Annotated in this window: 15 protein-coding genes, 1 tRNA gene and 1 pseudogene; 7 read left to right on the plus strand and 10 right to left on the minus strand. The window is 71.5% G+C overall.

What is annotated here, in order from left to right; all coding sequences use genetic code 11:
• Nucleotides 1-29: 29 nt before the first annotated feature.
• Nucleotides 30-1517, minus strand: coding sequence for a CYTH and CHAD domain-containing protein (locus ACQPYE_RS06625; protein ID WP_498719979.1), 1488 nt, complete (start codon nucleotides 1515-1517; stop codon nucleotides 30-32).
• Between the two features lie 149 nt (nucleotides 1518-1666).
• On the opposite strand from ACQPYE_RS06625, the gene ACQPYE_RS06630 reads away from it, so the two are divergent.
• Nucleotides 1667-2458 carry a hypothetical protein gene (locus ACQPYE_RS06630; protein ID WP_498719980.1) on the plus strand — a complete coding sequence of 264 codons (792 nt, stop codon included), beginning with the start codon at nucleotides 1667-1669 and terminating at the stop codon, nucleotides 2456-2458.
• 209 nt (nucleotides 2459-2667) lie between these two features.
• Here ACQPYE_RS06630 and ACQPYE_RS06635 read toward each other — a convergent pair whose 3' ends face one another.
• On the minus strand, nucleotides 2668-3330 hold the full coding sequence (locus ACQPYE_RS06635; RefSeq protein WP_498719981.1) for an HNH endonuclease family protein: 663 nt from the start codon (nucleotides 3328-3330) through the stop codon (nucleotides 2668-2670).
• 99 nt (nucleotides 3331-3429) lie between these two features.
• On the opposite strand from ACQPYE_RS06635, the gene ACQPYE_RS06640 reads away from it, so the two are divergent.
• Nucleotides 3430-4050, plus strand: a complete 621-nt coding sequence (locus tag ACQPYE_RS06640; RefSeq protein WP_498719983.1) for a histidine kinase dimerization/phosphoacceptor domain-containing protein — start codon at nucleotides 3430-3432, stop codon at nucleotides 4048-4050.
• Here ACQPYE_RS06640 and ACQPYE_RS06645 read toward each other — a convergent pair.
• On the minus strand, nucleotides 4034-4981 hold the full coding sequence (locus tag ACQPYE_RS06645; RefSeq protein ID WP_498719984.1) for a methionyl-tRNA formyltransferase: 948 nt from the start codon (nucleotides 4979-4981) through the stop codon (nucleotides 4034-4036). The two genes, ACQPYE_RS06640 and ACQPYE_RS06645, sit on opposite strands and share 17 nt — an antisense overlap.
• A 73-nt stretch (nucleotides 4982-5054) precedes the next feature.
• On the opposite strand from ACQPYE_RS06645, the gene ACQPYE_RS06650 reads away from it, so the two are divergent.
• Nucleotides 5055-6641, plus strand: a complete 1587-nt coding sequence (locus ACQPYE_RS06650; RefSeq protein WP_498719985.1) for an amidohydrolase — start codon at nucleotides 5055-5057, stop codon at nucleotides 6639-6641.
• Nucleotides 6642-6874: 233 nt separating this feature from the next.
• On the opposite strand, the gene ACQPYE_RS06655 is transcribed toward ACQPYE_RS06650, so the two are convergent.
• Nucleotides 6875-7516, minus strand: a complete 642-nt coding sequence (locus ACQPYE_RS06655) for a hypothetical protein (RefSeq protein WP_498719986.1) — start codon at nucleotides 7514-7516, stop codon at nucleotides 6875-6877.
• 239 nt (nucleotides 7517-7755) lie between these two features.
• Between ACQPYE_RS06655 and ACQPYE_RS06660 the strand changes: the two genes are divergently transcribed.
• Together ACQPYE_RS06660 and ACQPYE_RS06665 are read left to right on the plus strand one after the other, a co-directional pair.
• Nucleotides 7756-8547 carry an SAM-dependent methyltransferase gene (locus tag ACQPYE_RS06660; RefSeq protein WP_498719987.1) on the plus strand — a complete coding sequence of 264 codons (792 nt, stop codon included), beginning with the start codon at nucleotides 7756-7758 and terminating at the stop codon, nucleotides 8545-8547.
• Nucleotides 8548-8844: 297 nt separating this feature from the next.
• Nucleotides 8845-10113: a hypothetical protein gene (locus tag ACQPYE_RS06665; protein ID WP_498719988.1), complete on the plus strand. Its 1269-nt coding sequence runs from the start codon at nucleotides 8845-8847 to the stop codon at nucleotides 10111-10113.
• 119 nt (nucleotides 10114-10232) lie between these two features.
• Here the strand turns inward: ACQPYE_RS06665 and ACQPYE_RS06670 are convergent.
• Both ACQPYE_RS06670 and ACQPYE_RS06675 read right to left on the minus strand, forming a co-directional pair.
• Nucleotides 10233-10305 (minus strand) — tRNA-Arg (locus ACQPYE_RS06670).
• A 125-nt stretch (nucleotides 10306-10430) separates the two neighbouring features.
• On the minus strand, nucleotides 10431-11486 hold the full coding sequence (locus ACQPYE_RS06675) for a LacI family DNA-binding transcriptional regulator (RefSeq protein WP_498719989.1): 1056 nt from the start codon (nucleotides 11484-11486) through the stop codon (nucleotides 10431-10433).
• A 138-nt stretch (nucleotides 11487-11624) separates the two neighbouring features.
• On the opposite strand from ACQPYE_RS06675, the pseudogene ACQPYE_RS06680 reads away from it, so the two are divergent.
• Nucleotides 11625-12470, plus strand: a pseudogene (locus tag ACQPYE_RS06680) (MFS transporter); the annotation flags it as partial.
• 253 nt (nucleotides 12471-12723) lie between these two features.
• Here the strand turns inward: ACQPYE_RS06680 and ACQPYE_RS06685 are convergent.
• On the minus strand, nucleotides 12724-13290 hold the full coding sequence (locus ACQPYE_RS06685; protein WP_498719991.1) for a DUF3558 family protein: 567 nt from the start codon (nucleotides 13288-13290) through the stop codon (nucleotides 12724-12726).
• Nucleotides 13291-13369: 79 nt separating this feature from the next.
• On the opposite strand from ACQPYE_RS06685, the gene ACQPYE_RS06690 reads away from it, so the two are divergent.
• Nucleotides 13370-15322 carry a bifunctional copper resistance protein CopD/cytochrome c oxidase assembly protein gene (locus tag ACQPYE_RS06690; protein ID WP_498719992.1) on the plus strand — a complete coding sequence of 651 codons (1953 nt, stop codon included), beginning with the start codon at nucleotides 13370-13372 and terminating at the stop codon, nucleotides 15320-15322.
• 13 nt (nucleotides 15323-15335) lie between these two features.
• Here the strand turns inward: ACQPYE_RS06690 and ACQPYE_RS06695 are convergent, their stop codons facing one another.
• From ACQPYE_RS06695 to ACQPYE_RS06705, 3 genes are read right to left on the minus strand one after another with little or no spacing between them, the layout of a single operon-like run.
• On the minus strand, nucleotides 15336-16139 hold the full coding sequence (locus tag ACQPYE_RS06695; protein WP_498719994.1) for an ABC transporter permease: 804 nt from the start codon (nucleotides 16137-16139) through the stop codon (nucleotides 15336-15338).
• Between the two features lie 14 nt (nucleotides 16140-16153).
• Nucleotides 16154-17083, minus strand: coding sequence for an ATP-binding cassette domain-containing protein (locus ACQPYE_RS06700; RefSeq protein ID WP_498719995.1), 930 nt, complete (start codon nucleotides 17081-17083; stop codon nucleotides 16154-16156).
• 10 nt (nucleotides 17084-17093) lie between these two features.
• Nucleotides 17094-17711: a TetR/AcrR family transcriptional regulator gene (locus tag ACQPYE_RS06705; RefSeq protein ID WP_498719996.1), complete on the minus strand. Its 618-nt coding sequence runs from the start codon at nucleotides 17709-17711 to the stop codon at nucleotides 17094-17096.
• Between the last annotated feature and the right edge of the window lie 25 nt (nucleotides 17712-17736).

Consider the following 17736-nt stretch of genomic DNA (forward strand, 5'->3'; position numbering starts at 1 on the left):
GCACCAGGAGGTGTCAAGGTCCAGACCAATTACCGCAGCTTCGGCTTGCCCAGACCACGCCACACGGCGGGGAAACGGTCCTCCACCTGGCGCGCCGCCGCCGTCTCCAGACCGTGCAGCAGGCCGAACGTGAAGCCGTTCTCCCCGTCGAGCCGGGCCTTCGCGCCGAGCTCGCGCAGCACCGGGCGCGCCACCACGCCGTCCTGGTGCTCCCCGAGCAGCTCCTGCACCGCCTTGACCTCCTTGCGGTACTTCGCGGCCCGCTTGCCGAACCGCGACTCGGACACCTCCACCGCGTACCGCAGCCGCTTGGCCGCCTTGCGCGCCTCGTGCAGCTGAACGTCGTCGCGCGCGTTGCCTGCCCGTTTCGCCAGCCTGCGGTAGGTCTTGTCGACCAGGTCCGGCAGCACCTTCGTGGCCTTGGCGCGCGCCGTCGGCGTGAACGGCGGTTCGGCGACCAGCGCGTCGACCGCGTCCAGCAGGGCGAAGTACCGCCCGCTGTCCAACGCCGCCACGGCCGCCTCGTGCGCGGCGGCCTCCAGCGGCGCGAAGTGCCGGGTGAGCTGGGCGTGCACCGGGCCGAGCACCAGGTCCTCGTCGAGCGCGGCGACGTGGTCGGAGAACCGGGTCCGCAGCACCTCCAGGTCACGGGCCTCGCCGAGCACGCCCGCGAGCCACTTCAGCTCCTCGGTCAGCTCACGCGTGTCGTCGCGTTCCACGATCGTGCCGAACGCCTGGAGCGCGCTGCGCATCCGACGCGTCGCCACCCGCATCTGGTGCACGGCGTCGTCCTCGCCCCGGCGCACCCGAGGGTCCTGGTGCTTCAGCGCGTCGGCCTGCTCGCGCAGGTACGCCAGCACCACGTCACCGGCGGAGTCGCCGGCGGTGGTCGGCGGCGGCGTGGTGGCGGCGATCCGGTCGGCCAGCAGGCGGCCCAGCTTCGCCGACGACGAGGACCGGGTGATGCCCGCGTCCGCCAGCCGTGCCTCGACCCGGTCCAGCAGCGCGACGTCACCGCGTTCGCCCAGCTCCACCTCGACCTCGCGCCACGAGTCGACCGGCGAGTCGTCCGCCAGGGCCTGCCCGGAGACCAGGTCCTCGACCACCTCGGTGAGCAGGCGGCCCTTGTCGTCCACGAGCTGCCAGCGCTGCCGCGTGGTCTGGATGCGCGCCACCGGCGCCAGCTCCCGGCCGCGCGTGTGCACCCGGACCAGCGAGCCGAGCTGCTTGGGCGGGTGCTTGGCCGCGCGACCGGGCGGCAACCGCACCTCTTCGCGCGTGTCCACGCCCGCCGGCAGCTTCAGGTGCCAGCCCGCGTCGTCACCGCCCGTGCGGCGGCGCAACGTCAGCCCGGCCCGGGCGAGCCGCAGGTCGGAGGTGTCGTAGTAGACCGCCTCCAGGCGCTGCTCCTCCGGTCCGGCCACGGCCGCCACGCCGGGCAGGTCGGCCAGGTCGGGCAGCGCGGCGCCACCGGGAGCCTCGTACTTGCGTTCCGTTTCGTGCACCGACGTCGACATGCCTCAGGCATACACCGTTTCGTCCGGGTTCAAGCTGCTCACGGTGCGTGATCGACCGTTAACCAGGCTGGGGGTTTGTGTCGGCCCGTACGCGTGGTTTTCCGGTTTCGTCCCTGGACACCGCGTTCCGGTGCGGTTGGCTGGTTCGCGTGCCCACTGAGAAGGAACGGCTCGACGAGGTCGAGCCGACCGTCGCTGACCTTGTCGCCACCACCCAGGCGCTGACGGCCGAGCTCGGTCGGGTGAGCGACCGCCTGCACGTGCTGGAACGCAGGCTGTCCGGCGCCGGTTCGGGCCCGGACGAGGACCTCGACTCGACCGAGGGCATCACCGACACGGTCACCGCGCTGCGCGCCGCGTGGGACGCCGAGCAGGAGCTGCTGGCCGACTCCGTCCGCGCCGACCTGAACGCCGAGGTCGCCGAGTACGAGTCGCTGGCCCAGCAGCGGGACGCCGGGCTGGCCAAGCTCTCGACCGGCCGGATGCCGCGCTTCGAGCGCGACGCGTTGCAGCACGAGGTGCAGAACCTGGAGTGGCGGGTCAACGCGCAGGAGGCGGGCGCGCGGGCCGCCTCCCACCGGCTGGTCGCCGACCAGCAGGCCGCCGAGGAGCCGTGGCGCGCGGAAGCCGTCGTGGCGGGGGACAAGGCGCGCCAGGAGATCCTGGACATCGCCCGCCGCCGCCTGAACCGCGCCCTGGCCGCCGACACGCGCCTGCCGCTGTGGTTCCGCGTCGGCCTCGGCGAGATCACCACCCCGGACCCGTCCCGCTGGGTCGAGGCCGCCGTGGCCCTGATCGCCTACCGCCTCGAGTACGGCGTGGCGGACCCGATCTCACCGCTGGGCGAGATCCCCTCCGCCGCCTCCGGCTTCGCCGCCTGGGTCCGCCGGGCCGAAGCGCACACCGACATCGTCGACCAGCTCGAATCCCTGCGCCCCTGACCCCCTGGCGAGTTGTCCACAGCCGGCCCTCTCCACCACCGTCTTGTCGGTCCCTCGTGGCAGGATCAAAACCGGGGATCCCCCGGACGGGGACCCCTGCGAAGCGTCACCATCGCCGCCGCGAAGCGTCACCGCGCGGTCAGCACGTCCCGGTCGGCCCGTCCGGTCGGCTCGTCCGGTCGGCACGTCACCGGTCGGAATGTCACGGGTCAGCAGGTCTTGAGCATCGCGCCCAGCGCGTCGCGCTCCGCCTCGTCCACGGTCAGCGCGTACAGCGTCTTCACCGACACGACTGCCCGCGCGTACGTGCACCAGTACGCCTGCACCGGCGGCTTCCACTTGGCCGCGTCCTGGTCGCCCTTGGACCGGTTGCTGCCCGCCGTCACCGCGATCAGCTGCAACCCGCCCATGTCGTTGGCGAACTTCTCCCGCTGCTCGTCGGTCCACTTGTCCGCGCCCGAGCGCCACGCCTCGGCCAACGCCACCGTGTGGTCGATGTCGAGGTCGCCCGCGTCGGTCACGACCTTGCCGTCGTAGACGCTGGTCCACGTCCCGGCCGTGATCTTGCAGCCGTCACCGGTCCGCACGTCCGCGCCCTGCCGCTGCAACACCACGTCACGCGTGTCGCACCCGTCGCCCTGGCCGCTCCAGTGCGGGAACCGGTCACGGCTGTAGCCCGTCATCTTCCCCTCGGGCGCCACGGTCAACGCCGCCAACTGCGCCGCCGGGTCATCACCGGGCGCGGCCGGACCGGTCGGCACCGGGGCGGTGGTCGGGGTGTTCGGCGCGAGGATGTCGGCGCCGCACCCGGCGACGACCAGGAGGAGCGCCAGGGCACCGCTGATGACCGCTGTCGTCCGCTTGCCGCTCATGCACCCAATGATCAGCGATGTTCGCGCCGATCGGAACACCGGGGCCGAAATCGTCCGGAATAATCATGAACCGCGCGCCGCCTCCGACAGTCGTTCGACGTGCTCGTGCCGGCCTCGGTCGCGGTGCTCATCGCGTTCACGGTCGTCGGGACGTCCACCTCCGCCACCGCGATCACGGTGACCGCCGCGCTGACGGCGTCGGCCTCCGGCGCCGCGTTGTGGTGGCGACACCGCCATCCCGTGCCGGTCATGGGCATCGCGCTGGTCGGTGGCCTGGTGGTGCAGCTCGTCGCGCCGATGACGGTGTTCCCGCTCGCCGCGCTCGTCGCCATCGGCTCGCTCCCCGCCGCGCGCCCACCGAAGCTCTCCCTGCCCGCCTTGGCCTTGTTGCTCGGCCTGATCTCGCTGAACTTCCGCACCACGACCCCCGAGGACACCCAGTTCGTGATGGCCGTCGCCGTGGTGGTCGCGGCGCTGGGCGAAGCGGTCCGCAACCGGCGGGTCGCGGTGGCGCAGGCGGCGCGCCGCGCGGTCGGCGAGGAGCAGGCCCGCATCGCCCGCGAACTGCACGACGTCATCGCGCACGGCGTCTCGGTGATCGTGGTGCAGGCCGCGGCGGCGGACGACGTGTTCGACCGACGTCCCCACGCCGTCCTGATCGTCCTCACCTGGGCTTTCCTGTTCGTCGTGCGCCAGACCTCGTTCAGGGGCGGCTCGTGAGGTACCCGCCCATGTGCGTGAAGTACTCCGTCGCGCCCAGCTCGACGCCGTCCTCCGTCCGCACCCGCTTGACCAGCAGGGCGTGGTTGCGGCCACGCCGCGCCTCCGCGCCCGCGACGATCGCGACGCCGTCGCCCTCGCGGTAGAAGATCCGACCGGGCGTGCCGCCGTACCGCTCCTGGGACACCTCGGCCTCCACGATCTCCAGCCGCTTGCCCTTGTGGAACGCGAACGCGCTCGGGTACGGCGCGCACTGGGCGCGCACCAGCCGGTCCAACTCCTCCGCACCCCACGTCCAGTCGATGCGCAGGTCCTCCTCCGCCCGCTTGTGGAAGAAGCTGGCCTTCGACCGGTCCTGCTTGGTGAAGTCCGTGCGGCCCTTGGCGATCTCGGCCAGGCCGTCCACCGTGATCGGCCCGAACAGCTCCAGCGTCTTGTGGAACAGGTCCGCCGTCGTGTCACGCGGGCCGACCGGGACGGCGCGCTGGAGCACGATGTCGCCGGCGTCCAGCGTGTCGTCCATCATGTGCGCGGTGACGCCGACCTCCTTCTCGTCGTTGATCAGGGCCCAGATCAACGGCGAGAAGCCCGCGTAGGCGGGGAGCAGCGAGTCGTGCACGTTCAGCGTGCCGTGCTCGGGGAGGGTGAAGATGTGCGGCGGGATCCACGTGCGCCAGTTCGTGGCGACGATGACGTCCGGCTCGACCTCCTTGAGGCGCTGGAACAGCTCGTCGTCGTCCGGCCGGTTGCGGATGATCGTCTCGACGCCGTGCTCGGCGGCCAGGTCCGCGACCGAGTCGCTCCAGATGCGCTCGTAGGCGTGCTCGCTCTTGGGGTGCGTGACGACCAGAGCCACCTCGTGCTCGGAGTCCAGCAGCGCCTGGAGCGTGCGATGACCCCAGGTCTGGTAGCCGAACATGACGACCCGCATGGAGCTCCTCCTTGGATAGCCTGGCCTAAGTTATCCAACCCTAACCTAAGTGCCCGTGGGCTAGCCTTTGCGGGTGATCCTTGACCTCAAGGTGGTTGGCGGGCGGGTCGTGACCATGGACCCGACCCGGCCGGTGGCGTCCGTGATCGGTGTCTGGGCCGGGAGGATCGTCGGCTTGGACGACGACGTCGCCGACCTGCCCGCCCGCCGCGTGGTCGACCTCGACGGCGCGGTCGTGCTGCCCGGTTTCGTGGACGCCCACAACCACCTCGCGTGGGCCGGACGTGCGGCGAGGACCCCGGACGTCTCCTCCTGCGAGACCGTCGCACAGGTCTTGGACGTCCTCCGCGACGCCCCGCGCGCCTCCGGCTGGGTCGAAGCGTCCGGCTACGACCACCGCGCCCTGGACCGCCCCCTGACCTCGCGCGACCTGGACCTGATCGGGCCGCGGATCTACGTGCAGGACCTCTCCGGCCACGCGTGCGTCGTCAGCGGCGACGTGCTCACCGCCCTACCCGCCTCCGCCCTGCGTGACGCCCAGCGCGACGCGACCGGCGCCCCGACGGGCTTCCTCGCCGAATCGGCGCAAACCGCGGTCCGCGCCCTGCGACTCCCGTACTCCTTGGACGACATCGCCGCCGACGTCGAGTCCGGCGCGCGCCAGTGCCTCCGGGAAGGCGTGGTCCTGGCCGCGGAAGCCGGCGTCGGCGGCGGCCTGATCGGCAGCAGCCCGCTGGAAGTCGAGGCCTACCAACGCGCCACCCTCCCCATCCGCGTCCAGCTGATGATCTCCGCCGACCGCCTGGAACCGGTGACCGCCCACGCCGCCGACGGCATCCGCCGCGCGGTGCCCCTTGGCCTGCGAACGGGCCTGGGCGACGACCGCCTCTCCATCGGCCCCCTCAAGCTGTGGACCGACGGCGGCATGATGGCCCGCACCGCCGCGTTGAGCTGGCCTTACGAGGGCATGGACACCGCCGGCCAACTTCAGGACGACCCGGACCTCATGCGCGCCGCGATCATCGACGGCCACCTGGCGGGCTGGCAACTCGCCGTCCACGCCATCGGTGATCGCGCCGTCGACTTCGCCCTGGACGCCCTCTCCGAGGCCCAAAAAGCACAACCCCGCCCGAACGCCAGGCACCGCATCGAGCACTGCGGCCTCGTCCGCCCGGAACAACTCGACCGCATCGCCGAGCTGAACGTCATCCCGGTGATCCAACCGACCTTCCTGTGGGCCTACGGCGACGACTACGCCAGGATCATGGGCCCGGAACGCTCACCCTGGATGTACCGGGGCAAGTCCTTCCTCGACCGGGGAATCGTCCTGGCCGGCAGCTCGGACCGCCCGGTGGCCGACGGCAAACCGCTGCGAGCCATCCAGTTCATGGCCGAACGAAGGTCCAAAGAAGGAACCCCCATCGGCCCGGACGAATCAATCACCGTCCACCAAGCACTATCCGCCTACACCATCAACGCCGCTTACGCCTGCCACCAGGAAAACGCCCTCGGCACCATCACCCCGGGCAAACTGGCCGATTTCGCCATCCTCGAAGCCAACCCCCTCACCACCGACATCTCCAAGATCGGCGACATCCCCATCGCCGCCACCGTCATCGGCGGCCACTTCACCCACAACCCCGCCTCCTTCCCCGCCTAACCACCCCACCCCACTCCCAACGGACCCGCCAAGGCCCGATTTGACATGGGTTCGGGTGCTTTAGGCTGGTCGAAGCCGGCAGGCTTGGCGGGACGCTCTTCCCCGCCGGGCCTGCCGGCTTTGGCCTGTCTGGAGTGCCCGTAAGGGCCCCATGTCACATCGAGCCAAACCCGCGCAAACACTGACCGAACCTCACCAACCCACCGAACCAACCCACCAAACCAGCTCACCTACTACGCGCTCATCCTCCAATGCACCACATACCCCGCCGCCTCCGCCGCGATCAACGCGTCCAACTTCGCCAGGTTCGTCCGCCGTGACATCCGGAACGCCCGTCCCCGTCGCGCGTCCAACACCAACGGCACCACCTCCGGCGTCGCACCCGGCAACGTGTCCGGAATCGTCTGCTGCAAGATCCGCAACCCGATGTTGGCCGCCTCCTGCGTCATCGGCGCCTCCTTGACGTACACGAGCACCGCCGCCCGTGACCCGTCCGGCATCCGCAAGCCCAGGTGCGGCCGAACCCGCAAGGCCAGGTCGCCCGTCCGCCACTTGGCCGCCGACGTGGGCACACCGGTCGCCCTGGTCGACCGCAACCACGGCAGGAACCCCTCCCGCAGCTCTTCGTACGCCCGAGGCTGCCCGGCCCGAGGCTGCCGGTGCGCCGCCTCGACCGCCTTGTCCAGCTCCGCGGCCGGGTCGGGCGAGTTGGCCGCCCGCCGCATGGCATCCCGCATCGGGTTGTAGAACCCGGCCACCCACTGCTCGGACGACAGGTAGATGCGCCGCTGCTCGGACACGATGCTGATCCGGCCACGCTGACCGCTCATGACGTACTCGGTGAAGGACAGGGCGGTGACGCTGATCGGCTCCACGACAAGCTCCCCTCGCACGCGCTCGAACTCATGTTCGATTCTACCGAGGGGGTCCGACAATCCGGGCCCCGCGAACGGGGTATCCGCAGGTAGCACGCGATCGGCCTAGTCTCGGCAGAAGAACCACCCCGCCCTCCACACCCCCACCCCCGCACCCCCACCCGCCGCACCCCACCCCGCCCACACCGTCACCCACACCGCACCGAGGCCTAAGCTGCCGGCCGGGGGAAGGAGCAGTCGTGGGTGAACGACCGGACATAGACCTGACCAGGCCGAGCGCGGCCCGGGTGTACGACTACTACCTCGGCGGCGCGCACAACTTCGCCGTCGACCGCGAGATGGCCGAGCAGGCGATGTCGATGTGGCCGGAACTGCCGCTGATCATGCAGGCCAACCGGGCGTTCCTGCGCCGGGCCGTCCAGTTCTGCGTGCGCCGGGGCGTGACCCAGTTCCTCGACCTCGGCTCCGGCATCCCGACCGTGGGCAACGTCCACGAGGTCGCCCGCGAAGCCGACCCCGCCGCACGCGTGGTCTACGTCGACAACGACCCGATCGCCGTGACGTACAGCCGCACGATCCTCGGCGACGACTCGCGGACCACCGTCATCCAGGAAGACCTGCGCCACCCGGACGAGGTGCTGGCCGTCCCGGAGGTCGCCGACATGCTCGACTTCGACCAACCGATCGCGGTGATGATGGTCGCGGTGCTGCACTTCGTCCAGGACGACCCGGCGAAGATCATCACCGCCTACCGCGACGCCGTGGCGCCGGGCAGCTACCTGGTCATCTCCCACGCCACCCACGACGGCCAGGACGCCCAGGCCGACGACCACACCGACCTCTACCGACGGCGCACCGCCACCCCGATGACGATGCGCTCCAAGTCCGAGGTCAGGGCGCTGTTCGACGGCTACGAGCTGGTCGAGCCGGGCGTCGTGCACCTGCCGCTGTGGCGTCCGGCCTCACCGGAGGACGTCGACGATCACCCGGAGCGGTTCGCCGGCCTCGCCGCCGCCGGCCGCAAACTCTGACCCCCTCCCCTGCACTCCACCCCTCCCCCTCTCCCCAAAACCGAGGAATTCGCACCTTCGAGTGATCGAGCCCCACCGGCCATCACCGCTGTTGTAGTTTTGTGACCTGGCAGGTGCGGCTGCCACCGAGGCTCCTCCTGACCCGGATGGAGTGGGTGCCTCCAGAGCGCGTTCGAGCGAACGCGTCCCGCGTGTCCTCTTCCCGGGGTTCGACATCAGCGCGTCCCACACATCCGTGTGCTCGCGCGTTGTCCGAACCCGGTGGCGTCGGCCGGGTGGCGTCCGCGGAGGTTCCTCGTGTCGACAAGCTCTCTGGTCAAGCGCTACTGGTGCACCGGCGAGACCCCGAACATGGTGCGCAGGCAACGCGACGGCGTCGAGCCCGATTCCCTCGTGCCCAGTGCCTGCCTGCCCGGCCAACGCCGGTTCGAGGCGTCGCTCCTGGCGGCGGCCAACCGCGCGATGGCGGGCATGCGCCGGCGCGGCCACATCCTGCGGCCGACGTCCCTGGTGAGCCGCGTGCGGCCGGACGCGAAGGTGCTCGGCCTGCGCGTCCACGACGCCGCGCTGGACCAACTCCTGACCGAAGCGCTGCCGGTCGTCGCCGGCGACCGGGTCCGGGGCGTGCCGGGCCTGCGCGTCCACCCGCGGCGCGACCACCTCGACCTGCGTTCACCGGACGGCCAGGTGCGCCTGCTCGGCGTGACGCGGGAGCGCTGGCGTCAAGCCGTCGCCACGGGCCTGTCGGTCGACCTGGCCCTGACCGACCACCTCGACCCGCGCGAATCCGAGTCCGAATCCACGCTCGACCTGCCCGCCGACCTGATGAGCGGTGTCCTCCGCCGGCTACCGCTGTGGCGCGGCGCCGCCTGGCTGGACGGCGTCGTCGTCGGCGACGTCCTGGAGCTGTACTGGCGAGGCGGCCCGCCGAGCGACTCGGTCGCCGCGATCCTGGCCGGTTCCACGTGCGGCATCCCCGCCTCGGCCGCCACCCCGTACCGCTTCCGCAACGCCGTGCACGGCGTGGCCCTGTCCACCGCCGACCCGCGCGCCGTGTCCGAACCAGCCGAACCGGAATGGGCGTGGGTCGAGTGGACCGCCGCCACCGCGCCCGGTCCGCCCGTGGCGGAACGCGCCGTCCAACCCGCCGTCCACCCACGTCCCGAACTGCCCGACGTGTGGGAGCAGCACGAGATGCGCGCCGCGTTGGCGTCGCGCGACATCACCACCGTCTACCGGCTCTTGACGCACCACGGCGTCCCACGTGCCCGGATCGGAGCCCTGACCGGCCAACCCGACCACCACGTCGACCGGATCATCTCCGGCGACAAGGTCGAGTCCTACGACACCCTGACCGACATCGCCCACGGTCTCGGCATCCCACCGGGCTACATGGGCCTGGCCCACGACGAACAACCCGGCCCCGACCACCCGTGCGACTGCGCGAACCTCGACGAACGCACCAAACGCGACCGCTTCCTCGCCCACGCCGCCCTGGTGACCGTCGGAACCACCACCACCTGGGGCTGCCAAGCCCCGAGCTGCCGCTCCGCCCGCCCCACCTGACCTCACCACCGCCCCGAACACCGGCTGCGGCTCCACCCGCCACCCAACACACGATCTCGACCGCGGTGTGGGCCGACCTCGACCAAAGACCGGCCACACCACCACCCACAGCGCTTGCGCGCCCCCGGCAGGATTCGAACCTGCGACCTCGGGATTAGAAGTCCCTCGCTCTCTCCACTGAGCTACGGAGGCTGGAGGGGCCGTTGACCACGCGCTGTAGCAGCGTAGCCGCCCCACCGGACACATCGTCCGGAAGACTCGTCGCGTTTCCTTCCGGGCGCCGGAAGGGGATCAGGATGGCCGAAAAGTGATGTGGATCACTTTGGTGGGGCCGTCGAGTCGCGCGAAACGAGAGAGACCGGCAGTCTGGTCGGCTCGCCCGGTCTGCCGCCGTCGAGCAGTCGCAGGGCCAGTTCGCCCGCGTGCCTACCCTTCTCGGCCAGGGGTTGACGCACCGTAGTCAACGGTGGGTCTGCGTGTTCGGCGGCGGGCACGTCGTCGAAGCCCACGACCGACACGTCGGCCGGCACGCGCAGTCCCAGGTCGCGCACCGCTTGGAGCGCGCCGAACGCCAGCTCGTCCGAAGCGCACAACAGCGCCGTCGGCGGGGGTGACGCCGAGAGCAGGGCACGGGCCGCCGCACGGCCCAGTTCGCGGTTGCTCCGAGCGCACTCCCACACCGGGGTGTCCGTCCCGGTCACGTCGAGGTAGCCGTGCACCCGGTCCCGCGTCACGCGGAACGACGTCGAAGCCAGCCGCGAGGGCGTCACGAGGCCCGTCTGCCCGTCCGGGTGCAGCGCGAACGTCACCACGCCGAACCGCCGGTGCCCCAACCCCCACAGCGACGACGCCGCCAGCCGCGCCCCGCCGAAGTCGTCGACCTCGACCCGTGCCGTGTCCGGCAGCACGGGCTGGTCGATCACCACCAGCGGCAACCCGCGTGCCCGCACCACGGCCAACGCCGGCGCGTCGTCCGGTAGCGAATAGGCCACCACGACGTCCGCCTGCGCCCGCGTCACGGTCTCCGGCCGCGGTCCGGCCTTGTCCCGCCCCGGCATCAGCACCAGGCAGTGGTCGTGTCCGTCCACGGTCGAAGCCAGCCCGTCCAGCACGATCGACAGCGCCGCGTCGGCGAACGACGCCGACAGCCCTTGCCCGAGCATGAACCCGACGGCCGCGCTGTGCCGGGTCGCCAGGCTGCGCGCCACCGGGTCGGGTCCGGCGTACCCGATGGACGCCGCGGTCGCCAGGATCCGCTCGCGCAACGCGGCGGACAGCTGGTCCGGCCGGTTGTAGGCGTTCGACACCGTGGCGCGCGACACGCCGACCACGCCGGCCACCGTGTCGAGCGTGGGCTTCCGAGGGCGGTCCACGTGATGAGCGTAACCAGGTAATCGATTGGACGTTCTGAAGCGCTCTAGTTCACACTCGGACGCATGCCAGCACCACGCCTCGCCGTCTTCGCGGTGTTCCTGTTCAACGGGGCGCTGTTCCTGTCCTGGGCCGCGCGCATGCCCGCGTTGGCGGCACAGGTGGGCGCGACCGAGGCCACGCTCGGCCTCGCCCTGTTCGGCGCGAGCGTCGGCCTGGCGTCCACGGCGCCGTTCGCGGCCAGGCTCTGCGCGCGGGTGGGCGCGCGGAAGCTGATCCTCGTGGGCGCGGCGGTCACCGTCCTGGCCGTGCCCTCGCTCACGCTCGCCGAGACGCCCTTCCAGCTGGGCTTGGTCCTGTTCGTGCTCGGCTCGTGCGGCGCGTCGCTGGACGTCGGCATGAACGTCGCCGCCGTGGCCGTGACCCGGAGCCTGGACCGGCCGCTGATGCCGCAGTTCCACGCGGGCTTCAGCGTCGGCGGCCTGGTGGGCTCGCTGGGCGCGGCCGCCGCAGCGAGCGTCGGCTGGGGCCTGACCCGTCACCTGATCTTCGTCGCGGTGCTCGGGGCGGTCGCGATGGCGTGGGTGATCAGGTCCGTGCCGGACACGACGGCGGAAGCGACCGGCGCCACCGCCGAGGCAGCCGGCACGACCGGGAACGACCGCCCGGTCCTCAAGCGGCCGTTGCTGTGGCTGCTCGCGACGATCACGCTGTTCTCCGCGATCGCCGAGGGCGCGGCCTCGGACTGGTCGGCGCTGTTCTTCGTCAACGAACGGGGTGTGAACGAGGCCGCTGCCGCTGCCGCGTACGCCGGGTTCTCCATCGCGATGGCCACCGCACGCCTGTTCGGCGAGCCCGCACAACGCCGGGTCGGCCCGTACCGGCTGCTCGCGGCGGGCGCGGTGGTGGCGGCGGCGGGGTTGGCGCTGGCCGTGCTGGTGGTGTCGCCCGCGGTCGGCTACGTCGGGTTCGCGCTGGTGGGCCTCGGCCTGGCGTTCGCGTTCCCGGTGATCATGGACCTGGCCGGTGACGCGGGCAAGCGCGCCGACGGCACGGGCGGCGAGCGCGAGATCGGCCTGGTCACGACGGTCGCCTACACCGGTTTCCTGCTCGGACCGCCCGTCGTGGGCGGTATCGCGCACGCCGCGAACCTGTCGATCTCGTTGGGCGTCGTCGCGTTCGTGATCGCCTTGATGGTGCCCGCCGTGCTGCTGGCGCGCCGGTCGCGCGCCCGTGAGCTCACGCGAGCGGGAGCCGGTTCAACGCGGCCTTGAGCAGCGGCTGCATCCCGGCCAGCATCTGCTCGGGCACGCCGCCCGCCTGCGCCATCGCCACCAGGACGGTGCGGTTGGCGTTCACCACCATGGTCGCGGTGCACGCCATCTCGCCGCCGCTCAGCTCGCACAGCGTCCACGTGGAGTGCCCCTCCACGACCACCTCGCGGCCCTTGGCCTGCCGCGCCTGCACCTGCTCGTACTTCTGGTAGAGCGCGACGACCACGGTCCGGCCGGGCTGCGAGCCGTCGTCCAGCACGTACTGGCACGACTCCTGGATCACGTCGTCCTTGCGCGCGGGCTCTTTCCTATACGACCCGATGGACTTCAGGTCGGCCGCGGTGAGCAGGGAGCACGGCTCGACGCCCACGACCGTGCGCGGCTTGGCGATCCGAGGCGCGACCGGAGGAGCCGCCGACGTCTCGGCCGTGACGCCGGCCTGGGGCAGCGCGTCGCCGTTGACGGAGTAGCTGCACCCCGCCGACAGGAGCAAGGCGAGGGCCGTCACGAGCGCCGTGCGAGAACTGGTCACGTCCGGCAACGGTAGCGGGTGTGATCTGCGCACGTCCGGCGGTTGGTGGCGGTGTGGTCACGCCGCCTACGCTCGTCACGTGCCCACAGACGCGCCTTCCCGCACCCGGCGGACCGGTCTCATCCCCCTGCTGATCGTCGGCACGGCGATAGCCGCACTGGTGGCGGCCGGGCTGTTGGTCCTCACCGGCGGCGACGCGTCCGCGCTGATCGTCGTGCGCGTGCTGACCGAGGCGGCCGGGGTGGTGACGGTCGGGTCGCTGCTGCTGGCGGCGTTCCTGGTGCCGCCGCAGGCGAGCGGCACGCTGGCCGCGGACGGTTACGCGGCCGTGCGCACGGCGGGCTGGGCGGCGTTGGTGTGGACGTTGGGCGCGGTGCTCTCGGTGCCGTTCACGGTGGCCGACGCGCTGGGGCAGCCGGTGACCGTGCTGCTGGAGCCGTGGGTGCTGTTCAAGGTGTCCGGGCTGGTGGAGCAGGCGAAGGCGTGGATGATCACGGCGGTGATCGTGGCGCTGCTGGCGCTGGGCTGCCGGCTGGTGCTGTCGTGGGGCTGGACCGTGCCCCTGTTCTTCCTGTCGGTGTTCGCCCTGATCCCGGTGGCCGTGACGGGGCACTCGTCCGGCGGCGGCTCGCACGACGTGGCCACGAACAGCCTGCTGTACCACCTGATCGGGGCGGCGTTGTGGGTCGGCGGCCTGATCGCGCTGCTGGCGCACGGCCGGCGGGGCGGCGACCACCTCGGGTTGGCCACGACGCGGTTCTCCAGGCTGGCGCTGGTCTGCTGGCTCGTGATGGCGGTGTCCGGCGTGATCAACGCCTGGGTGCGGCTGCCGGTGAGCGAGCTGTTCGGCAGCGAGTACGGCCTGCTGGTGCTCGGCAAGACGCTCGCGCTGGTCGTCCTGGGGGTCGTGGGGTACTTCCAGCGCGAGAGGAGCGTGAAGGAGGTCGTGGCCACGGGCTCCGGGCGTTCGCTGGTGAAGCTCGCGGGCGTCGAGGTGCTGCTGATGTTCCTCACGCTGGGCCTGGCAGCCGCGTTGAGCCGGACGCCTCCGCCGATGGAGGGCCGCGTGCTGCCCAGCACAGTGGAGCTGCGCATCGGCTACGACCTGGCCGGGGCGCCGACGTGGTCGCGGCTGCTGTTCGACTGGCGGTTCGACCTGGTCTTCGGCACGATCTTCATCGCCCTCGGCGTGCTGTACCTGCTCGGCGTGCGGCGGTTGCGCGCGCGCGGTGACGCGTGGCCGGTCGGCCGGACGGTCGCGTGGGTCGCGGGCTGCCTGACCGTGGTGTTCGCCACGTCGTCCGGCGTGGGCCGGTACGCGCCCGCGATGTTCAGCATCCACATGGAAGCGCACATGCTGCTGTCCATGCTGGCGCCGATCCTGCTGGTGCTCGGCGGTCCGGTGACGCTGGCGATGCGGGCGCTGCCGACGGCGGGCAAGGGCAACCCGCCGGGGCCGCGCGAGTGGCTGCTGGCGTTCGTGCACTCGCCGGTGGCGAAGGTGCTGACCAACCCGTTCGTGGCGCTGGCGCTGTTCGTCGGCTCGTTCTACGGCCTGTACTTCTCCGGGTTGTTCGACGCCGCGCTGGACTACCACTGGGCGCACCTGGCGATGAACGCCCACTTCCTCCTGGTCGGCTACGTCTTCTACTGGCCGGTGATCGGCATCGACCCGGCGCCGCACCGGTTGCCGCCGCTGGGACGGCTCGGCCTGCTGTTCGCCTCGATCCCGTTCCACGCGTTCTTCGGCATCGTGCTGATGAGCTCGCAGACCGTGATCGGCGACAACTTCTACCGCTCGCTCGGCCTGCCGTGGGTGACGTCGCAGCTGGAGGACCAGCGGCTGGGCGGGGGCATCGCGTGGGCGGCGGGCGAGCTGCCGCTGATCGTGGTGATGGTGGCGTTGCTGGTGCAGTGGGCGAGGTCGGACAGCCGTGACGCCCGCCGGGCGGACCGGCGGGCGGACGCGGACGGTGACGCGGACCTGGCCGCGTACAACGCGATGCTGCGCAAGATGTCGGGCAAGGACTAGGGACCGGACCGGCTCAGAGCGGCCGGCGGAAGCCCTTCACCGCAACGACCCACCCGGCCGCGGCCAGCACGGCGCTCGTCACCAGCGCCCCGACCACCCCGGTCACGGGCTGGGCCAGCGCCAGCGAACGCGCCGCGTCCACCGCGAACGTCAACGGGTTGACGTCCGCGACCACCTGGAGCCAACCGGGCAGGCCGCTGACCGGCACGTACGCGCTCGACGCGAACATCAGCGGGAACATCACCAGGAAGCCGACGGTCTGCATCAGCTCGGCGTTGCGCAGCCACGCCGCGATGGCCAGGGAGACCCAGCCCAGACCCCACCCGACGGCCAGGGCCAGCGCGAGCGCCGCGGCGATGCCGGCCACACCGCCGGCGGGGGAGAAGCCGAAGACCACGACCGCGAACACCAGCATCAGCAGCAGTTGCGCGGCGGTGCGGACCAGGTCGGACAGGCTGCGCGCGACGAGCACCGAGCTCAACCGGATGGGCAGCGAGCGGAACCGGCCCAGCACGCCGTTCTTCATGTCCGTGACCAGCCCGACCCCCGCCTGCAACGCGGACTGCATGGCGGTGTTGACCAGGATCGCGGGCATCAGGAAGTCGATGTAGGCCACGCCCGGCGGGAAGCCCGGTGTGGTGGCGATGCCGGCGAAGATCTGGCTGAACAGGGTGAGCATGATCAGCGGTTGGAGGATGCTGAACACGATGATGCGCGGGTCGCCGACCAGCGCGCGCAGGGATCGTTCGGTCAGCACCAGCACCTGGGTGCCGAAGCCCGTGCCACGCCAACGCGGCGCGGCGGTGAGGGTGGTCATCCGATGGCTCCTGTTCAGGCCGTGTGCTGCGCGAGGGTGAGGTAGACGTCGTCCAGGGTCGGCTCGCCGAGGGCCAGTTCGGTGGCTTCCAGGCCGACCTCGTCCAGCGCGCGGACCACCTTGGCGATCTCGCGGGACGACGTGACGGGCGCGGTCAGCGTGTTCTCCACCGCCACCGGCTGCATGCCGGCCCGTTCCAGGGCTCCGATGGCCTTGGGGACGTCCGAGGCGTCCTCCAGGGTCACGGTGACCGTGCGCTGGCCGACTTGGGCCTTCAGGTCTGCGCTGGTGCCCTCGGCGACGACCTTGCCCTTCGAGAGCACCGTGATCGAGTCGGCCAGGCGGTCGGCCTCGTCCAGGTACTGGGTGGTGAGCAGGACCGTGGTGCCATCGGTGACCAGGCCCTCCACGATCTCCCACAGGCCGGCCCTGCCGGTCGGGTCCAGGCCCGTGGTCGGCTCGTCCAGGAAGATCACTTCCGGGTGCCCGACGAGGCTCGCGGCCAGGTCGAGGCGTCGCCGCATGCCGCCGGAGTAGGTGCGGGACGGCCGCTTCGCCGCGTCCGCCAGCCCGAACAGCTCCAGCAGCTCGGTGCCCCTGCTCCTGGCCTCGCGCCGGGTCGCGCCGAGCAGCCGGGCGATCAGGATCAGGTTGTCCAGGCCGGACAGCTGCTCGTCCACGGCGGCGAACTGGCCCGTCAGCCCGATCCGGCTGCGCACCTGGTGCGCCCGCGCGACCACGTCCAACCCGGCCACCGTCGCGTGGCCCGAGTCCGGCGGGAGCATCGTGGTGAGCACGTTGACCAGCGTCGTCTTGCCGGCGCCGTTGTGGCCGAGCAGTCCGAGCACGGTGCCCCTGGGCACGGCGACGCTCACCCCGTCCAGGGCCTTCTGCGCGCCGAACGCCTTGCCGACGTCGGTCGCTTCGATCATCAGGTCTGCCATCGGTACCCCCTCAGTCCTGCTTCAGCACGCCGTGCAGGAACAGCTCCACGAGCTGGTCGGCTCCGGCGGTGGAGTCGCCGAAGCCCTCGCCCTGCATGCGGTTGGTGAACACGAGCCCGAGCAGCAGCCGTGCGGCGAGGGACGGGTCGACGCGCAGGTCGTCGTCCGGGCCGAACAGCGAGGCCACGCGCTCGACGATGCGCTGCATCTCGACCGGCGGTCCCTTGCGCTCTCGTTGCTTGTCGTGCTCGTCGTGCGGGTCGTAGCCCGAGTCGCGGAGCACGCTCATCAACTTCCACATCCGGTCCAGGTAGCCGGAGACGGCGCTGATGGCCCGCGAGAGGCGTTCGGGGAGGGTGTTCGCCTGCCTCGCCTGCTCGATCAGCCCCAGCTCGGAGTCGGCTCCCAGCACGCTCCGCACACACGTGCGGATGAGTTCCTGCTTGTCCTTGAACGCCCGGAAGACGGTGCCCTCCGCGATGCCGGCCGCCTTGGCGATCTGGCTGGTCGTCACGTTGGCGCCGTGCGTGAACAGCAGCGGGACGGTGGCGGCGACGATCGTCTCGCGGCGGTCCTCAAGGCTCATCGCGGGTGCGCGCCGACGGCGTTGGGCGGTCTCCTCGGACATGGGCCCAGGCTATGAGTGAGTCCTC

This window comes from Actinosynnema sp. CA-299493, from assembly GCF_050946825.1.
Taxonomy (GTDB): domain Bacteria; phylum Actinomycetota; class Actinomycetes; order Mycobacteriales; family Pseudonocardiaceae; genus Actinosynnema.